This window comes from Novosphingobium rhizosphaerae (assembly GCF_050920675.1).
In the GTDB taxonomy this organism is placed as follows: Bacteria; Pseudomonadota; Alphaproteobacteria; order Sphingomonadales; family Sphingomonadaceae; genus Novosphingobium; species Novosphingobium rhizosphaerae.
In genome coordinates this window covers 3,063,529-3,077,464 of the sequence record NZ_CP137861.1, presented here as the reverse complement: position 1 = coordinate 3,077,464, position 13,936 = coordinate 3,063,529, and the positions used below count along the sequence as shown (strand labels likewise).

12 protein-coding genes are annotated in these 13,936 nt (G+C 65.8%); 4 read left to right on the top strand and 8 right to left on the bottom strand.

Annotated elements, in window-relative coordinates; all coding sequences use genetic code 11:
- Positions 1 to 23: 23 nt before the first annotated feature.
- Genes R9J51_RS14050 through R9J51_RS14035 form a run of 4 tightly spaced genes read right to left on the bottom strand, consistent with a single transcriptional unit; the run spans position 24 to position 3,231 of the window.
- The gene (locus tag R9J51_RS14050; protein ID WP_168555009.1) at positions 24 to 527 is read right to left on the bottom strand and encodes a chemotaxis protein CheW; all 504 of its coding nucleotides are present in this window, start codon (positions 525 to 527) and stop codon (positions 24 to 26) included.
- Between the two features lie 3 nt (positions 528 to 530).
- Entirely contained in the window at positions 531 to 2,558 is a 2,028-nt protein-coding gene (locus R9J51_RS14045) for a chemotaxis protein CheA (RefSeq protein ID WP_179504793.1), read from the bottom strand.
- Positions 2,555 to 2,923 carry a response regulator gene (locus R9J51_RS14040; protein ID WP_168555007.1) on the bottom strand — a complete coding sequence of 123 codons (369 nt, stop codon included), beginning with the start codon at positions 2,921 to 2,923 and terminating at the stop codon, positions 2,555 to 2,557. Before R9J51_RS14040 ends, R9J51_RS14045 begins: the two co-directional genes overlap by 4 nt.
- Positions 2,920 to 3,231, bottom strand: a complete 312-nt coding sequence (locus tag R9J51_RS14035; RefSeq protein ID WP_432787489.1) for an STAS domain-containing protein — start codon at positions 3,229 to 3,231, stop codon at positions 2,920 to 2,922. Before R9J51_RS14035 ends, R9J51_RS14040 begins: the two co-directional genes overlap by 4 nt.
- 175 nt (positions 3,232 to 3,406) lie before the next feature.
- On the opposite strand from R9J51_RS14035, the gene R9J51_RS14030 reads away from it, so the two are divergent.
- Entirely contained in the window at positions 3,407 to 4,345 is a 939-nt protein-coding gene (locus tag R9J51_RS14030; RefSeq protein ID WP_179504792.1) for a DMT family transporter, read from the top strand.
- On the opposite strand, the gene R9J51_RS14025 is transcribed toward R9J51_RS14030, so the two are convergent.
- The 4 genes from R9J51_RS14025 to R9J51_RS14010 form a co-directional block, all read right to left on the bottom strand.
- Positions 4,311 to 4,775: a MerR family transcriptional regulator gene (locus R9J51_RS14025; protein ID WP_168555005.1), complete on the bottom strand. Its 465-nt coding sequence runs from the start codon at positions 4,773 to 4,775 to the stop codon at positions 4,311 to 4,313. The genes R9J51_RS14030 and R9J51_RS14025 overlap by 35 nt on opposite strands.
- A gap of 79 nt (positions 4,776 to 4,854) precedes the next feature.
- Complete coding sequence (locus R9J51_RS14020; RefSeq protein ID WP_168555542.1) at positions 4,855 to 6,492, bottom strand: long-chain-fatty-acid--CoA ligase; 1,638 nt, start codon at positions 6,490 to 6,492, stop codon at positions 4,855 to 4,857.
- Positions 6,493 to 6,629: 137 nt separating this feature from the next.
- Complete coding sequence (locus R9J51_RS14015) at positions 6,630 to 7,931, bottom strand: OmpP1/FadL family transporter (protein WP_168555004.1); 1,302 nt, start codon at positions 7,929 to 7,931, stop codon at positions 6,630 to 6,632.
- A gap of 46 nt (positions 7,932 to 7,977) precedes the next feature.
- Complete coding sequence (locus tag R9J51_RS14010) at positions 7,978 to 8,346, bottom strand: DUF2147 domain-containing protein (RefSeq protein ID WP_248290385.1); 369 nt, start codon at positions 8,344 to 8,346, stop codon at positions 7,978 to 7,980.
- Positions 8,347 to 8,668: 322 nt separating this feature from the next.
- Between R9J51_RS14010 and R9J51_RS14005 the strand changes: the two genes are divergently transcribed.
- From R9J51_RS14005 to R9J51_RS13995, 3 genes are read left to right on the top strand one after another with little or no spacing between them, the layout of a single operon-like run.
- Entirely contained in the window at positions 8,669 to 9,802 is a 1,134-nt protein-coding gene (locus tag R9J51_RS14005) for a thiolase family protein (protein WP_179504791.1), read from the top strand.
- Positions 9,802 to 12,120 (top strand): 3-hydroxyacyl-CoA dehydrogenase/enoyl-CoA hydratase family protein, encoded by a 2,319-nt coding sequence (locus R9J51_RS14000; protein ID WP_179504790.1) that lies wholly within the window; start codon positions 9,802 to 9,804, stop codon positions 12,118 to 12,120. Before R9J51_RS14005 ends, R9J51_RS14000 begins: the two co-directional genes overlap by 1 nt.
- 15 nt (positions 12,121 to 12,135) lie before the next feature.
- Positions 12,136 to 13,926 carry an acyl-CoA dehydrogenase C-terminal domain-containing protein gene (locus tag R9J51_RS13995; protein ID WP_179504789.1) on the top strand — a complete coding sequence of 597 codons (1,791 nt, stop codon included), beginning with the start codon at positions 12,136 to 12,138 and terminating at the stop codon, positions 13,924 to 13,926.
- Positions 13,927 to 13,936: the final 10 nt, after the last annotated feature.

The following is a 13,936-nucleotide window of genomic DNA, read 5'->3' as shown; positions in this document are numbered from 1 at the left end:
TTCCCTTGGCAGAGCGGCAGCAATCATTCATGGCCCGCGCCCCTGCTCGATTGTCTTGGCGTGGCGTCGAAAATGGCGCCCAGGGCGGGAAGCACGATGACCCCGTCGGCGCGACGCACGAATTCGCGCACGAATTCGCGGCGCCAGCGCAGGCCCACCTGCGGCGGTTCCGAACTGTCGCTGCGCGACAGCATCGCCACTTCGTGCACTTTGTCGGTGCGCAGCCCGATATGCGTCGCTTCGCCATCGATCGGCGTTTCGATCACCACGATGCGGCTGTCGGGCGTGGGTGGGGTGATCGGCATGCCGAACGCCACGCGCAGATCGGCGATCGGAATGATCTTGCCACGATAGTTGACGATGCTGGCCACCAGCGGCGCGGCACCGGGCACGCGTGTTTCCGGCAGCAGATCGACGATTTCGCGAATATCGGTGGCTTCGATCGCCAGTTGCTCGGTGCCCACGTCGAACGTGAGGACTTCAAGCTGGCCATGGTCGTCCCACGGCGTTTTGGGGGTGTCGGTCATCGCTTAGCCCACGGCGCGCAGCCGTGCCTCCCGCTGTTGGCCCGAAGCCACGAGTTGCATGATGTCGAGGATCAGGGCGACGCTGCCATCGCCCAGGATCGTCGCGCCGGAAAAGCTGTTGACCGCGCGATGCACGTTGGACATCGACTTGATCACGGTCTGGTGGCTGCCAATGATCTGGTCCACCACTAGGCCCACGCGCTCACCCGCGGCAGAGATCACCACGATCTTCTGGTGCGGATCGGGCTCTGCCCCGGTTTCGAACAGATCGTGCAGGCGCAAGAATGGCACCAGTGCATCACGCAGGCGGATCATGCTGCGTCCGCGCGTGCGCAGGTCCTCGTCGGCCGAAAGCTCGATGCACTCTTCGACGGCGGCCAGCGGAATGACATAGCAACCCGTGCCCACCCGCACGAGCAGCCCCTCGATGATCGCCAGGGTCAGCGGGATGCGCAGGGTAAAGGTGGAACCCTTGCCTTCTTGGCTGGCGATGTCGATCGTGCCGCGCAGGCCCTCGATCGTGCGCTTGACCACATCCATGCCCACGCCGCGCCCGGACAGGTTGGTCACTTGCGCGGCGGTGGAAAATCCCGGCGCAAAGATCAGTTGCAGCAGTTCATGGTCCGACAGCGCCTGGCCCGGCTGGATCAGCCCGTTGCCCTCGGCCTTCGCGCGCACCCGCTCGCGGTTGATGCCCCGCCCATCGTCGGTGATGGTGATCAGCACTTCGCCCCCGGCGTGGGCGGCGGTAAGCATGACCTGCCCGGTCACCGGCTTGCCGGCGGCAAGGCGTTCATCGGGCGCTTCCAGGCCGTGGTCGCAGGCATTGCGGATGAGGTGGACGATCGGATCGGCCAATTGCTCGGTCACGGTCTTGTCCACCTCGGTGGCCTCGCCGTCGGTCAGCAGTTCGATCGCCTTGCCGGTGTCGCGCGCCAGATCGTGGATCAGGCGGCGGAAACGGCCAAACAGGTTGGCGATGGGCACCATGCGCAAGACCATCATGGTGTCGCGCATTTCGCTGACGAGCCGTTCGATTTCTTCGGAAATCGAACGCAGTGCCACTTCGCCGGTCGCGCCGATCAGCCCACTGTTGGCCAATTGCGACAGGCGGCTTTGCACGATGACCAGTTCGCCCACGCGGTCCATCAGCACGTCGAGGCGTTCGGCCGGCACGCGCACGCTTTCGCCCGCGCGCGGCGCCTGGCGCGCAGCACCTTCGGCAGCCGCCGGCGCGGCGACAGCCTGCGGCGTGGCGGCGGGGCTGGGCAACGCGGGGGAGGGCGCATCGACGCTACCCGGCGCGTGGGCGGCTTCCTGCGCTATGGCAAACGGGGTGAGCGACATTTCCATGTCGTCCATCACGAAGATGAACACGTCCTCGATCGCGTCGCGGCTGACATTGCCGGTCAGCGTGATGTCCCAGCCGATCATGCATTCGGTGGGGATCAGATCGGGCAGCGCAGGCAGGCGGTCGCACAGCGCCACCACCCGGCAATCGCCAAGCTCGCGCAGCTCGTCCAGCAGGCTTAACGGGTTGGTACCATTGGCCATCGCCGTTGCCGGCAGCCGGAAGACGAGATGCCAGCCGGTGGCAGGGGGCTCGTCCGCCGTGGCGGCCTGCGCGGCGGCCAAGGGCGCCTGAACCGTGGCGCCGCCTTCGGGCAAGGCCGCCTGCAGCCGCGCCAGGATCGCGTCGCCGGTGGCTTCCAGCCCGGCGCCATCGCCATCGACCAGCGCGCGCATGTGGTCCATGGCCGAAAGGATCACGTGGACCAGTTCCGCCGTTGCCGGGAACAGGCCCTTGCGAACGCGATCGAACGCAGTTTCGCAATGGTGCGTGAACGTCGCCAGCGCATCAAAGCCGAACATCGCCCCCGAACCCTTGAGGGTGTGCAGGCCGCGAAACACGGCATCGATCAACCCGCGATCGTCGAGGCGGTTGGACAAGTCGAGCAGGGCCTGTTCGATCTGGTCGAGCAGGTCGCCGGCTTCCACGCGAAACGCGGCTATCGGGTCAGAATCGCTCATCGGCCCAACACCTTCTTGGCAATGCGCAGCAGCTGGTCGGGCTGGAATGGCTTGACCAGCCAGCCGGTGGCGCCGGCAGCGCGGGCTTCCTGTTTGATGGCATCGTCCGACTCGGTGGTCAGGAAGATGATCGGCGTGCCCATCTGGATAGGCAGCTTGCGGATCTCGCGGATCATCGACAGGCCATCCATGTTGGGCATGTTGAGATCGGTGATGATCATGTCGAACTTCTGGCCCTGCGCCTTGCCCAGGCCTTCCAGGCCGTCGCAGGCCTCGGTCACGGTGTAGCCCGCGCCGGTCAGCGCGATGCGGGTGGCCAGGCGCAGACTGCTGGAATCGTCAACGGTGAGGATCGAGGCCGTCATTGCGGAAGTTCTCCGTGGAACCAGAATTCGAGGGTTTCCGTGCTCGGCTCGGTCAGAAAGCCGGCACGGGCCAGCAGCGCGGCCACGGCCGGGTTGGCCGGGGCGGACAGGCGCAGCGCGCGGCTGTCCCGCACGGCATGCTGGCGCGCGGTTTCCACCAGTTGCACCAGCGTAAGATCGGCATCGGCCACGTCCGAGAGATCGAGCACGAGCGAAGCGTGCGATTCCAGCGCGTCAGCCAGGCTGGCCCACGCGTCGGCGATGGTTTGCATGTTGGCCTTCGGGCCCAGACTGAGGGTAAAACTCATGGCACACTCCGCAGAACGGGCCATGAATTACGGTAGCAGCCTGAAATCGCAGTAAGGTGGCCCTGCGGCATTTCCCCTAGGGGCAGGATTTATGGCCAGCGGCGCGACACTGGCCCCGGGGCGAAATATCGACTAAGGCGCGCCGGCCATTTCCCCTCATCATACCGGACGTTTCGTGACCGATCGCAAGCCTGTCGATGCCGCTGCCGTTGCCATCATGGTCGTGCTTTGCGCGATCTGGGGATCGCAGCAGGTTGCCATCAAACTGGTGGCCAGCGCGATGAGCCCGCTGCTGCAGATGGGTCTGCGCTCGGGCCTTGCGGGCCTCGCCACGCTGGCGGTGGTGCTGTGGCGCGGGGAAGGGCATGCGATCAATCGCGGCACAGTGCTGCCCGGGCTGGCCATCGGCATGCTGTTCGGCACCGAATTCCTGCTGGCAGGCGAAGCCTTGCGCTTTACCAGTGCCTCGCACGTGACGATCTACCTCTATACCGCGCCGATCGGGGCTGCGCTGGGCCTGGGCCTGTTGCGGCCCGACGAGCGCCTGCGCGCAGGGCAGTGGGTGGGGATTGCCCTCTCATTTGCCGGGGTCGTCCTGGCGTTCAGCGGCGGGGGCGAGGGCGCGGGGTATCCCCATGGCAGCCTGGGCGATGCCCTGGCGCTGGGCGGTGCGTGCGGCTGGGCCTGCACCACGCTGGTGCTGCGCAACTCGACGCTGGCCAATGCCCCGGCGTCGGTCACGCTGTTCTACCAGTTGATGGGCGCGTTCCTGCTGTGCACCCTGGCGGCGCCGGTGCTCGGCGAAACTGCCGTGCATGTCACGCAGGGCCTGCTGGCGAGCCTGGGCTTTCAGGTCGTGATCGTCGCGTTCCTCAGCTACCTTACATGGTATGCACTGCTGCGCCGCTATAGCGCCGCGCGGCTTGGCGTGCTCAGCTTCATGACGCCGATGTTCGGCGTGGCGGCCGGCGTCTTCGTGCTGGGTGACAGCCTCGATGCCGCGTTCATCACCGGGTCCCTGATGATCCTTGCGGGGATCATCATCGTCAGCACGGCCGAAGCGCTGCCGGCGCGGCTGCTCAAGTGGCGGCCGCGCCCCGCCTTGAACCGGTAAGCTCGCCGATCTTGTCGATCGCTTCGGCTTCCATCGCCTGAAGCTCGGTCATGGTCTTGAGCAAGGCGCTATGCTGGCTTTCCAGCTTGCGCAACCGGCTGCGGATATGCGCCACCAGATGCTGCAATTGTTCCAGCCGGGTTGGATCGACATCATAGAGATCGAGGAATTCCTTGATCTCGCGGATGGTGAAGCCCAGGCGCTTGCCGCGCAGGATCAACTGCATCCGCGCCACTTCGCGGTGCGAATAGATCCGCGTGTTGCCCACGCGCGCCGGCTCGATCAGGCCCTTGTCTTCGTAGAAGCGCAGGGTGCGATGCGTAACGCCAAGGCGCTTGGCCACGTCCTGGATTCCCTGCAGCCCATCCTCGGGTGCGGGTGGCGGCGGTTCTGCTGCCGCCTCTGGCGGATCGGGCAGAGTGTCTATCATGGTGGCCAAAGTTCCCCCCAAAATGGCTTTACCTATTGCGCCGCAACACGCGGATTGCAACGGCCTGATCGCTGCCCGATCAGGCGGGGCTGGTGGCGGCCGCCGCAGCTTCGGCTTCGGCCTTGGCGCGCTCTTCGGCCACGAGTTCCTTCTTCGACAGCTTGCCCACCATCGTCTTGGGCAGGCTGTCGCGAATTTCCACGGCCCGCGGCACCTCGATCTTGTTGAGATGCTCGGCCAGGAAAGCCAGAATCGCCTCGGGTGCTACGCTGGTGCCGGCGTGCAGCTTGACAAAAAGCTTGGCGCTTTGCCCGCGATAGCGATCGGGAACGCCGATCGCGATGGCTTCTTCGATTGCAGGGTGCAGATAGGCGGCTTCCTCGATCACGCGCGGATAGACGTTGTATCCCCCACTCAGGATCAGGTCCTTGAGGCGGTCGACCAGGTAGAGATAGCCGTCCTCGTCCAGATGGCCCACGTCGCCCGTGCGCAGTGCGCCATCGACAAAGACCTTGGCGGTATCCTCGGGGCGTTGCCAATATCCGGCCATGACCTGCGGCCCGCGCACGCAGACTTCGCCATTGGTGCCAAGCGGCAGGATGGTTTCGGGATTTTCGGGATCGCGGATCTCGATCACGGTGCCCGGGAAGGCCTGTCCGCAGCTGTTGGCGCGAATGTCACCATCCACGGGATTGCACGTGACAATGGGCGAGGCTTCGGTCAGGCCATAGCCTTCGCACACCCGCGCGCCGGTGCGCTGCTCGAACGTCTGGCGCACTTCGAGCGGCAGCGGCGCGCCGCCAGAAATGCACGCGCGCAGGGCGGACAGATCGGGCACCTTGGCATCGTCGAGCGCGTTCATGGCGATGAACAGCGTGGGCACGCCGAAAAACAGCGTGGGCGGCTTGCGCTTGATTGTCGCCAGCATCGCGCCCATTTCAAACCGCGGCATCAGCACCAGTTCCGATCCTACCAGGATCGAGAAATCGAGCACCGCCGTCAGCGCGAAGACGTGAAAGAACGGCAGCACCGCCAGGGTGCGCTGCGGCGCGGGCAGATCGCCGTGGATATGCGCCTGCTGCTGCAAGGCATTGGCCGTGAGATTGCGATGGGTCAGCATCGCGCCCTTGGGCGTGCCGGTGGTGCCGCCGGTATATTGCAGCACGGCGAGGTCATCGGGCGCCAGTGCCACCGGCTTGGGCGGATCGCCCCGCGCGATCAGGTCGCAAAAGCGCATGTGCAGCGCATCGTGGGCATAGCGGGCGTGATCGCGGCGCTTGAACAGGCGCCAGCCCCAGGCTTTCACGCGCGGCAGGATGCCGGCCATCGGACAGACCAGGATCGTGGCAAGCTGGCACTCGTCGGCGATCGCCAGAACCTTGCCGTGGATCTCGCGCAGATCGGGAACGGCCACAACGCGCGCGCCACTGTCCTTCAACAGGTGGCACATCTCGCTTTGCGTGTAGAGCGGGTTGAGATTGACGACGACCGCGCCGATCTTGAGCGCGGCGAAATAGAGCACGATGTAATAGGGTGTGTTGGGCAGGCACAACGCCACCCGGTCGCCCTTGCCCAGCCCGAGATCCTGGAAACCCCGCGCCGCGCGCTCGACCATGCGGCCCAGCGCGCGATAGGTCCAGGTGCGGCCCATGAAATCCACCGCTGGCCGATCGCCGTGATCGCGTACGGCGTTGTCGATCAGGTCGCCCAGCAGCATCACCGGCGGGGACCAGTCGGGCGGCAGGGCGTCGGTTTGCGAAATAGCCTTGGTAGGGGGGGCAGCGACCATGACAGCTTCCGGCTGGAGGGAAGGGATGGCGCCGGAACCCACGCGGGTTCCGGCGCCTTGGGTGATCAGAACGCGATCCGTCCACCCAGCGAGAGCACCACGACGTGGGCCTTCTGCAATTCGCCGTTGACCAGGATCGGCGTTTGCGCGGCCGTGCCGGCATAAGCGGCGGTCACGCGATTGATCGGCGCATTGGCCAGCGTGAGGTAATTGGCGGCCACGTCGATCTTGAACGCGCGGCTGAGCGAGTGAGTCGCGCCCAGGGCAAAGTTCCAGCGATTGCTATCGGGCACGCGGGCATCGCGATCGGTCGGCTGCACGGGCGAAACGTCGCGCTGCACGCCGCCACGCACGGTCCACTTGGGGCTCAGATCGGCGTCAAAGCCCACCGAAACCGCCCAGGTGTTGCGATAGTCTTCGGGAATGGCGGTGTTGAGCGGGCTGCCCAGCTTGATCGAATCGAATTCGGCCCAGCCAAAGCGGGTGGCCTGCGCGTTGAGCGTGAAGACCGGGCTCACTTTCCAGCGGCCGCCGAACGTCAGCTGCCAGGGCGTGGTGAATTCCGCCTGCGTGGAAATCGTCCCGTTATTGGCGGCCAGCGGACCCAGCAGCCCGGCAATCACCACGTCGCCGTTGAGCTTGTGCGTGATGGCAGACTTGTAGCTGAGACCCACGGTCACGGCCTTGCCGCGGAACTGCACGCCGGCCGAATAGCCCACGTCCCAACCCTTGCCCTTCAAGGTCTGGCTGCCATCGGGCAGCGCGGCCAGCAGGTTGGGCAGGGCATTGCCCAGCGTGGCGTCGGCGTGTTCCACGTTGACCGCAGCACCGATCGAAATCACCGGGGTAAGCTGCAATGCCACGCTTGGCTGGATGTCGATCGTGCGGAGCTTGGTGGTCAGCGCGGTGTAGCGCGCCCAGCTGGTGCCCGAATATTCGGTGGTGAAGTTGTAGGGGGCGGTCACCGCCAGGCCCACGGCCAAGTCACGGCCCAGGGCATGGGCGATCGCGCCAGAGGGCACGACGCCCTTGTGGATTGGATTGTGGGCCACGCTGTCGCCACCAACGGCGGCCGCCGGCTGTCCGGGGCGCTTGATCAGGGTGCCGTTGTTCACCACGTCGCCCGAAGGCAGGATGCCCGTCGCATTGAGCGCGGCCTCGCCGCCGGTCATCCCGGCGATGCTGGCAGGGTTCCACCACAGGCTGTCGACGCCGGTATCGGCCACTTCGCCCGAATAGGCGCGGCCGGTGGCCTTGGCCGACTGGTCCTGAAGATAGAAGCCGCCAGCCAGGGCAGGGCTGGCCAGGCCGGCCGTGCCCGCCAGAAGCATGGCGCAAGCCAGGGTGCGGCGGTTGTTCAGGTTCATCTCTCTCACTCCCATGCAAATTCTTGTTGCTTGTGGTGTCTTCACGTCAGCGCAGCCGCTTCCAGGTCTGCGTCTTGCACAGCGGCCACACGATGCAGCCCTTCAGCTTGAGCGTGTCGGGATCGGCGATCGTGATCGTCGCCTTGTACGTGCCGCCGTCCTCGGGATTGTAGATCGATCCGCCTTGCCAACCGTCGTTGCTGCGCGTGAAACCTTGCAGAATGGTCAGCCCCTTGAGCGGGCGATTGCGCAGCGCGGCGTTCTTGTTGTTGCCGTCGGCAAAGGCGGGATTGGCGCGTATGCTGTCAGATTCCACCAGGCGGCCGCAGATCGACGGGCCGCAAGGCGCAATTTCGACGACACCGTGCTTGGTGGGCGTGGACCAGCGGCCGATGGCCTGTTCCGGTGCCGCCATGGCGGGGGTGGCATAGGCGCCCACCGTTGCCCCTATCAGGGACACTACGGTGATCGCCAACAACGGCTTTCCTTTCATCATTCTTCATCCTCGACCCAACAACCGAAAGCCCAGAACCAAACAGGCGGCCGTGCGTTTCGATATCCGGTTTCCACCCAGCCTTTCTTGCCTGGCCGGTGTGCGACTCACTCTATGCCCCAAATTTTGGTTGACGTATAGGGAAAGTTGAGCACCATTACGGACGAAAGCAGCGCCAAGGGTGATTCCGTGCTATCGGAAGTGCTCGGGGTAGCTGCCCCACCTGACGAGGATGCCGAAAATCATGCCAAATGCGGTCATCGCCGGATATGCCCGGTCGCCGTTCCACCTTGCCGGCAAGGGTGCGCTCGCCCGCACTCGGCCCGACGATCTCGCTGCCGCCGTCATCAAGGAACTGGTGCAACGCACCGGCCTTGCCTCCGATGCCATCGAGGATCTGATCGTCGGCTGCGCTTTCCCGGAAGGCGAACAGGGTTTCAACGTGGCGCGCCTGATCGGCCTGATCGCCGGCTTGCCCCGCTCGGTCGGCGGGATGACGGTCAACCGGTTCTGCGGCTCTTCGATGAGTGCCATCCACTATGCCGTGGGCCAGATCGCCGCGGGATCGGGCGAAGTGTTCATCGCCGCCGGCGTCGAGTCGATGAGCCGCGTGCCGATGATGGGCTTCAACCCGCTGCCCAACCCGGCGCTGGCCAAGGCCAGCCAGGCCTATATCGGCATGGGTGACACCGCCGAAAACCTCGCCAGCCAGTACGGCCTTTCGCGTGAAACGCAGGAAGCGTTCGCCGTGGCCAGCCAGCAGAAGGCCGCCGCCGCGATTGCTGCGGGCAAGCTCAAGGACGAGATCGTGCCAATCGAGACCAAGGCCGGTGTGGTCGATACCGACGGTTGCCCGCGGCCCGGCACCACGGCCGAAGCGCTCGCCAGCCTCAAGCCCGCGTTCAGCGCCACCGGCACGGTCACGGCCGGCACGTCCTCCCCGCTGACTGACGGCGCCAGCGCCGTGATCGTGGCGAGCGAAGACTATGCCCGCGCCCATGGCCTGCCGATCCTGGCGCGCATCAAGTCGATGGCGATTTCCGGTTGTGCGCCTGAAATCATGGGCATCGGCCCGGTCGAGTCGAGCCGCAAGGCCCTGGCCCGCGCGGGTATTTCGGTTGCCGATCTCGACGTGATCGAACTGAACGAAGCCTTTGCCAGCCAGGCATTGGCCTGCATCGCCGATCTTGGCCTGGATACCGCCAAGATCAACCTGGATGGCGGCGCCATCGCCCTGGGCCACCCGCTCGGCGCCACCGGCGCGCGCATCGTGGGCAAGGCCGCCAGCCTGCTGCAGCGCACCGGCGGCAAATATGCCCTGGCCACCCAGTGCATCGGTGGCGGGCAGGGTATCGCCACGGTTCTGGAGGCGATCTGATGCCAGAAGCCATCCAGAAAGTCTGCGTGATCGGCGCGGGCACCATGGGCGCGGGCATCGCCGCCCAGGTGGCCAATGCCGGCGTGCCGGTCCTGCTGCTCGATATCGTGCGCGATCCGGCCAACCGCAACGCGGTGGCGCAGGGTGCGCTGGAACGCCTGCGCAAGGCCGAACCTGCCGCCTTCATGAGCAAGCGCGCCGCCAAGCTGGTGGAAGTCGGCAATATCGAAGATGACCTCGCCCGCGTTGCGACATGCGACTGGGTGATCGAGGCCATTGTCGAGCGGCTCGACCTCAAGCACGCCCTCTATGAAAAGCTGGAGGCCGTGCGCCGCCCCGGCACGGCGGTGTCGTCCAACACCTCGACGATCCCGCTCGAACAGCTCGTCGCCGGGCGCAGCGAGGGCTTTGCCCGCGATTTCCTGATCACCCACTTCTTCAACCCGCCGCGCTACATGCGCCTGCTCGAAGTCGTTGCTGGCCCGGCCAGCGACGCGGCGCTGGTTGCCAAGGTCAGCGACTTTGCCGATCGCGCCCTGGGCAAGACGGTGGTGCGCGCCAAGGACACGCCAGGCTTCCTCGCCAACCGTGTCGGCACGTTCTGGATCCAGCAGGCGATCAACGCCGCGCTGGACCTGGGCCTGACGGTGGAAGAAGCCGATGCCGTGGTGGGCAAGCCGATCGGCGTGCCCAAGACCGGCGTGTTCGGCCTGGTGGACCTCGTCGGCATCGACCTGATGCCGCATCTGAAGGCCAGCCTAACCGCCACGCTGCCGGCGGACGACGCCTATCGCGCGATTGCCGTCGATCATCCGCTGATCACCAAGATGATCGCCGATGGCTACACCGGCCGCAAGGGGAAGGGCGGCTTCTATCGCCTCAACCGCGAAGCCGGAAAGCGCAAGGAAGCGATCGACCTAGTGAGCGGCGAATACCGCCCCACGGCCAAGCCGCCGACCATTCCGGGCGCCGCGCTCAAGGACTTGCGCGCGCTCGTCGGCCTCTCGGGCAAGCTGGGCGCCTATGCCTGGGCCGTGCTCGGCCCCACGCTGTCCTATGCCGCCAGCCTCGTGCCGCAGGCGTCTGACGATATCGTCGCCATCGATGTGGCGATGAAGCTGGGCTACAACTGGAAGTTCGGCCCCTTCGAACTGATCGACAAGCTCGGCACCGCCGCGTTTGCCGATCGGCTCAAGGCCGAAGGTAAGCCGGTGCCCGCCATCGTGGAATTGGCCGCCGGTCGCCCGTTCTATCGCGTCGAAGGCGGCAAGCGCCAGGCGCTGGGGCTGGATGGCGAATACCACGATGTCGCCCGCCCCGAAGGCGTGGTCCTGCTCGAAGACATCAAGCTCTCGGCCAAGCCGCTGCTCAAGACCGCTTCGGCCGCGTTGTGGGATGTGGGCGATGGCGTCGCCGCGCTCGAATTCACCGGCAAGATGAATGCCCTGGATGGCGAGGTGATGAAGCTGATCGGCCAGGCGATCCCGCTGGTGGCCGAAAAGTTCAAGGGCCTGGTCATCTACAACGAAGGCAGCCACTTCTCGGCCGGCGCCAACCTGGGCCTCGCGCTGTTCGCCATGAACATCGCCGCCTGGGGCGAGATCGAAAAGCTGGTGGCCGGCGGGCAGCAGGCTTTGAAGGCGCTGAAATACGCGCCGTTCCCGGTGGTCGGTGCGCCCTCGGGCATGGCGCTGGGCGGCGGCTGCGAAGTCTTGCTCCATTGCGATGCCATCCAGGCCCATGCGGAAAGCTACATCGGCTTGGTCGAATGCGGTGTCGGGCTGGTGCCGGGCTGGGGCGGCAACGGCGAAATGCTAGATCGCTGGCGCCACAATCCGGCGCTGCCCAAGGGGCCGATGCCGGCCGTGGCGAAGGTGTTCGAAACCGTCTCCACCGCCACCGTCTCGAAATCGGCGGCCGAGGCGATCGAACATGGCTTCCTGCGCCCGACCGACCAGGTGACGATGAACCGCGACCGCCTGTTGGCCGATGCCAAGGCTCGCGCGCTGGCCCTGGCCGAAGGCTATCGCCCGCCCGAACCGCCGGTGTTCCGCCTGCCCGGTGCCGGTGGCAAGACCGCGCTCGACATGGCGGTGCAGGGCTTCCGCGCCCGTGGCCTGGCCACCCCGCACGACGAAGTGGTATCCGGTGCCCTTGCGCGCATCTTGACGGGCGGCGATGCTGACCTGATCGATACCGTGACTGAAGACGACCTGCTGGCGGCCGAGCGTCGCGAATTCACCAGCCTGGTGCGCAATCCCGCGACACAGGCCCGGATCGAGCATATGCTCAAGACCGGCAAGCCGCTTCGCAACTGATTGAGGAGATTTGCCATGCAGATCTATACCGCTCCCCTGCGCGACATGCGCTTCGTGCTCAACGAATTGCACACCGACGATGGCTATGGCGACATTCCCGCCCTGGCCGATTTCACCCCTGACCTGACCGAAGCGGTGCTGACCGAAGCGGCCAAGCTGTGCCAGGACGTGCTGCTGCCGCTCAACCGCAGCGGTGACGAGGAGGGCTGCACGCTGGAAAACGGCGTTGTGCGCACGCCCAAGGGCTTTATCGAAGCCTACAAGGCCTTTACCGAAGGCGGCTGGAACGCCCTGGTGCTGCCACCCGAATGGGGCGGGCAGGGCGCGCCCGAGGCAGTTGGCAAGCTGGTCGAGGAAATGATCTGCGCCACCAATGTGTCGTTCAGCCTCTATCCCGGCCTCACCAACGGCGCGATCGCGGCGCTCACGGTCTATGCCAACGACACGCTCAAGCAGGACTACCTGCCCAAGATGGTCAGCGGCGAATGGTCTGGCACCATGTGCCTGACCGAGGCGCATTGCGGCACCGATCTGGGCCTGCTGCGCACCCGCGCCGACCCCGATGGCGATGACGGCTACAAGATCAACGGCGCCAAGATCTTCATCTCCGCCGGCGAGCACGACCTGACCAGCAACATCGTCCACCTGGTACTGGCCCGCCTGCCCGATGCGCCCAAGGGCGTGAAGGGCATCAGCCTGTTCCTGGTGCCCAAGTACCTGCCCGATGCCGATGGCAATCCCAGCGTGCGCAACGGCGCCAAGTGCACCGCGATCGAACACAAGATGGGCCTCAAGGCTTCGGCCACCTGCCAGATGCAGTTCGAGGATGCCAAGGGCTGGCTGATCGGTGAACCCCATCGCGGGCTCGAAGCCATGTTCACGATGATGAACGCCGAGCGCGTCGGCGTCGGCATCCAGGGCCTGGGCATTGGTGAGGCGGCGTACCAGTCCGCCGTGTGGTATGCCAAGGACCGCCTGCAAGGGCGCTCGCTGTCTGGCCCCAAGCACCCGGACAAGCCGGCCGACCCGATCATCGTGCATCCCGATGTGCGCCGCATGCTCCTGACCATGCGCGCGTGGAACGAAGGCTGCCGCGGCGTTTCGGCCTGGGTGGCCCGTGCGCTCGACGCCGAAAAGCACGGGGCAGAGCCGGAACAGCGCCAGCGCGCGTCTGACTTTGTCGCGCTGATGACCCCGGTGGTGAAGGCGATGTTCACCGACCTCGGCCTCGAAAGCGCGAGCCTTGCGGTGCAATGCTATGGCGGCCACGGCTTCATCCGTGAAAGCGGGGTGGAGCAGTACATGCGCGATGCGCGCATCGCCATGCTCTATGAAGGCACCAACGGCATCCAGGCGCTCGACCTCGTCGGCCGCAAGATGCCGGCCGAAATGGGCCGCTACTTGCGCAGCCTGTTCCACCCGATCAGCGACTTCATCGAAGCGAACGCGGAAGATCCCGCGATCGGCAAGATGGTTGCCGGCCTCAAGCGCGCGTTCGAGGCGCTGCAAGGCGCAACGGCAATGATCGCCGAGCGCGGCATGAAGGATCCGGAAGAAGGCGGCGCGGCTGCCACCGATTACCTGCGCCTGATGGGCCTGGTCGCCATGGCCTATTGCTTTGCCAAGGCAACCAAGATCGCCTCGCGCGCGCTGATGTCGGGCACGGGCGAACCGGCGTTCTACAAGGCCAAGATCGACACCGCGCGCTTCTTCTATGAAAAGCTGCTGCCGCAGTCGGCTTCGCTGTTCCTGGCGATCAAGGCCGGCAAGGGCTCGGTGATGGACTTTGCCGAGGAAGCATTCTGAGGTTGCGCCA

Coding starts and splice junctions, on each gene's coding strand:
- R9J51_RS14000 (WP_179504790.1), top strand. CDS start 9,802: ATGCCAGAAGCCATCCAGAAAGTCTGCGTGATCGGCGCGGGCACCATG.
- R9J51_RS14010 (WP_248290385.1), bottom strand. CDS start 8,346: ATGGCGGCACCGGAACAGGCCATCGGCCGCTGGTCCACGCCCACCAAG.
- R9J51_RS13995 (WP_179504789.1), top strand. CDS start 12,136: ATGCAGATCTATACCGCTCCCCTGCGCGACATGCGCTTCGTGCTCAAC.
- R9J51_RS14045 (WP_179504793.1), bottom strand. CDS start 2,558: ATGAGCGATTCTGACCCGATAGCCGCGTTTCGCGTGGAAGCCGGCGAC.
- R9J51_RS14035 (WP_432787489.1), bottom strand. CDS start 3,231: ATGAGTTTTACCCTCAGTCTGGGCCCGAAGGCCAACATGCAAACCATC.
- R9J51_RS14020 (WP_168555542.1), bottom strand. CDS start 6,492: ATGCTGCTGGGCGACCTGATCGACAACGCCGTACGCGATCACGGCGAT.
- R9J51_RS14005 (WP_179504791.1), top strand. CDS start 8,669: ATGCCAAATGCGGTCATCGCCGGATATGCCCGGTCGCCGTTCCACCTT.
- R9J51_RS14025 (WP_168555005.1), bottom strand. CDS start 4,775: ATGATAGACACTCTGCCCGATCCGCCAGAGGCGGCAGCAGAACCGCCG.
- R9J51_RS14050 (WP_168555009.1), bottom strand. CDS start 527: ATGACCGACACCCCCAAAACGCCGTGGGACGACCATGGCCAGCTTGAA.
- R9J51_RS14040 (WP_168555007.1), bottom strand. CDS start 2,923: ATGACGGCCTCGATCCTCACCGTTGACGATTCCAGCAGTCTGCGCCTG.
- R9J51_RS14015 (WP_168555004.1), bottom strand. CDS start 7,931: ATGAACCTGAACAACCGCCGCACCCTGGCTTGCGCCATGCTTCTGGCG.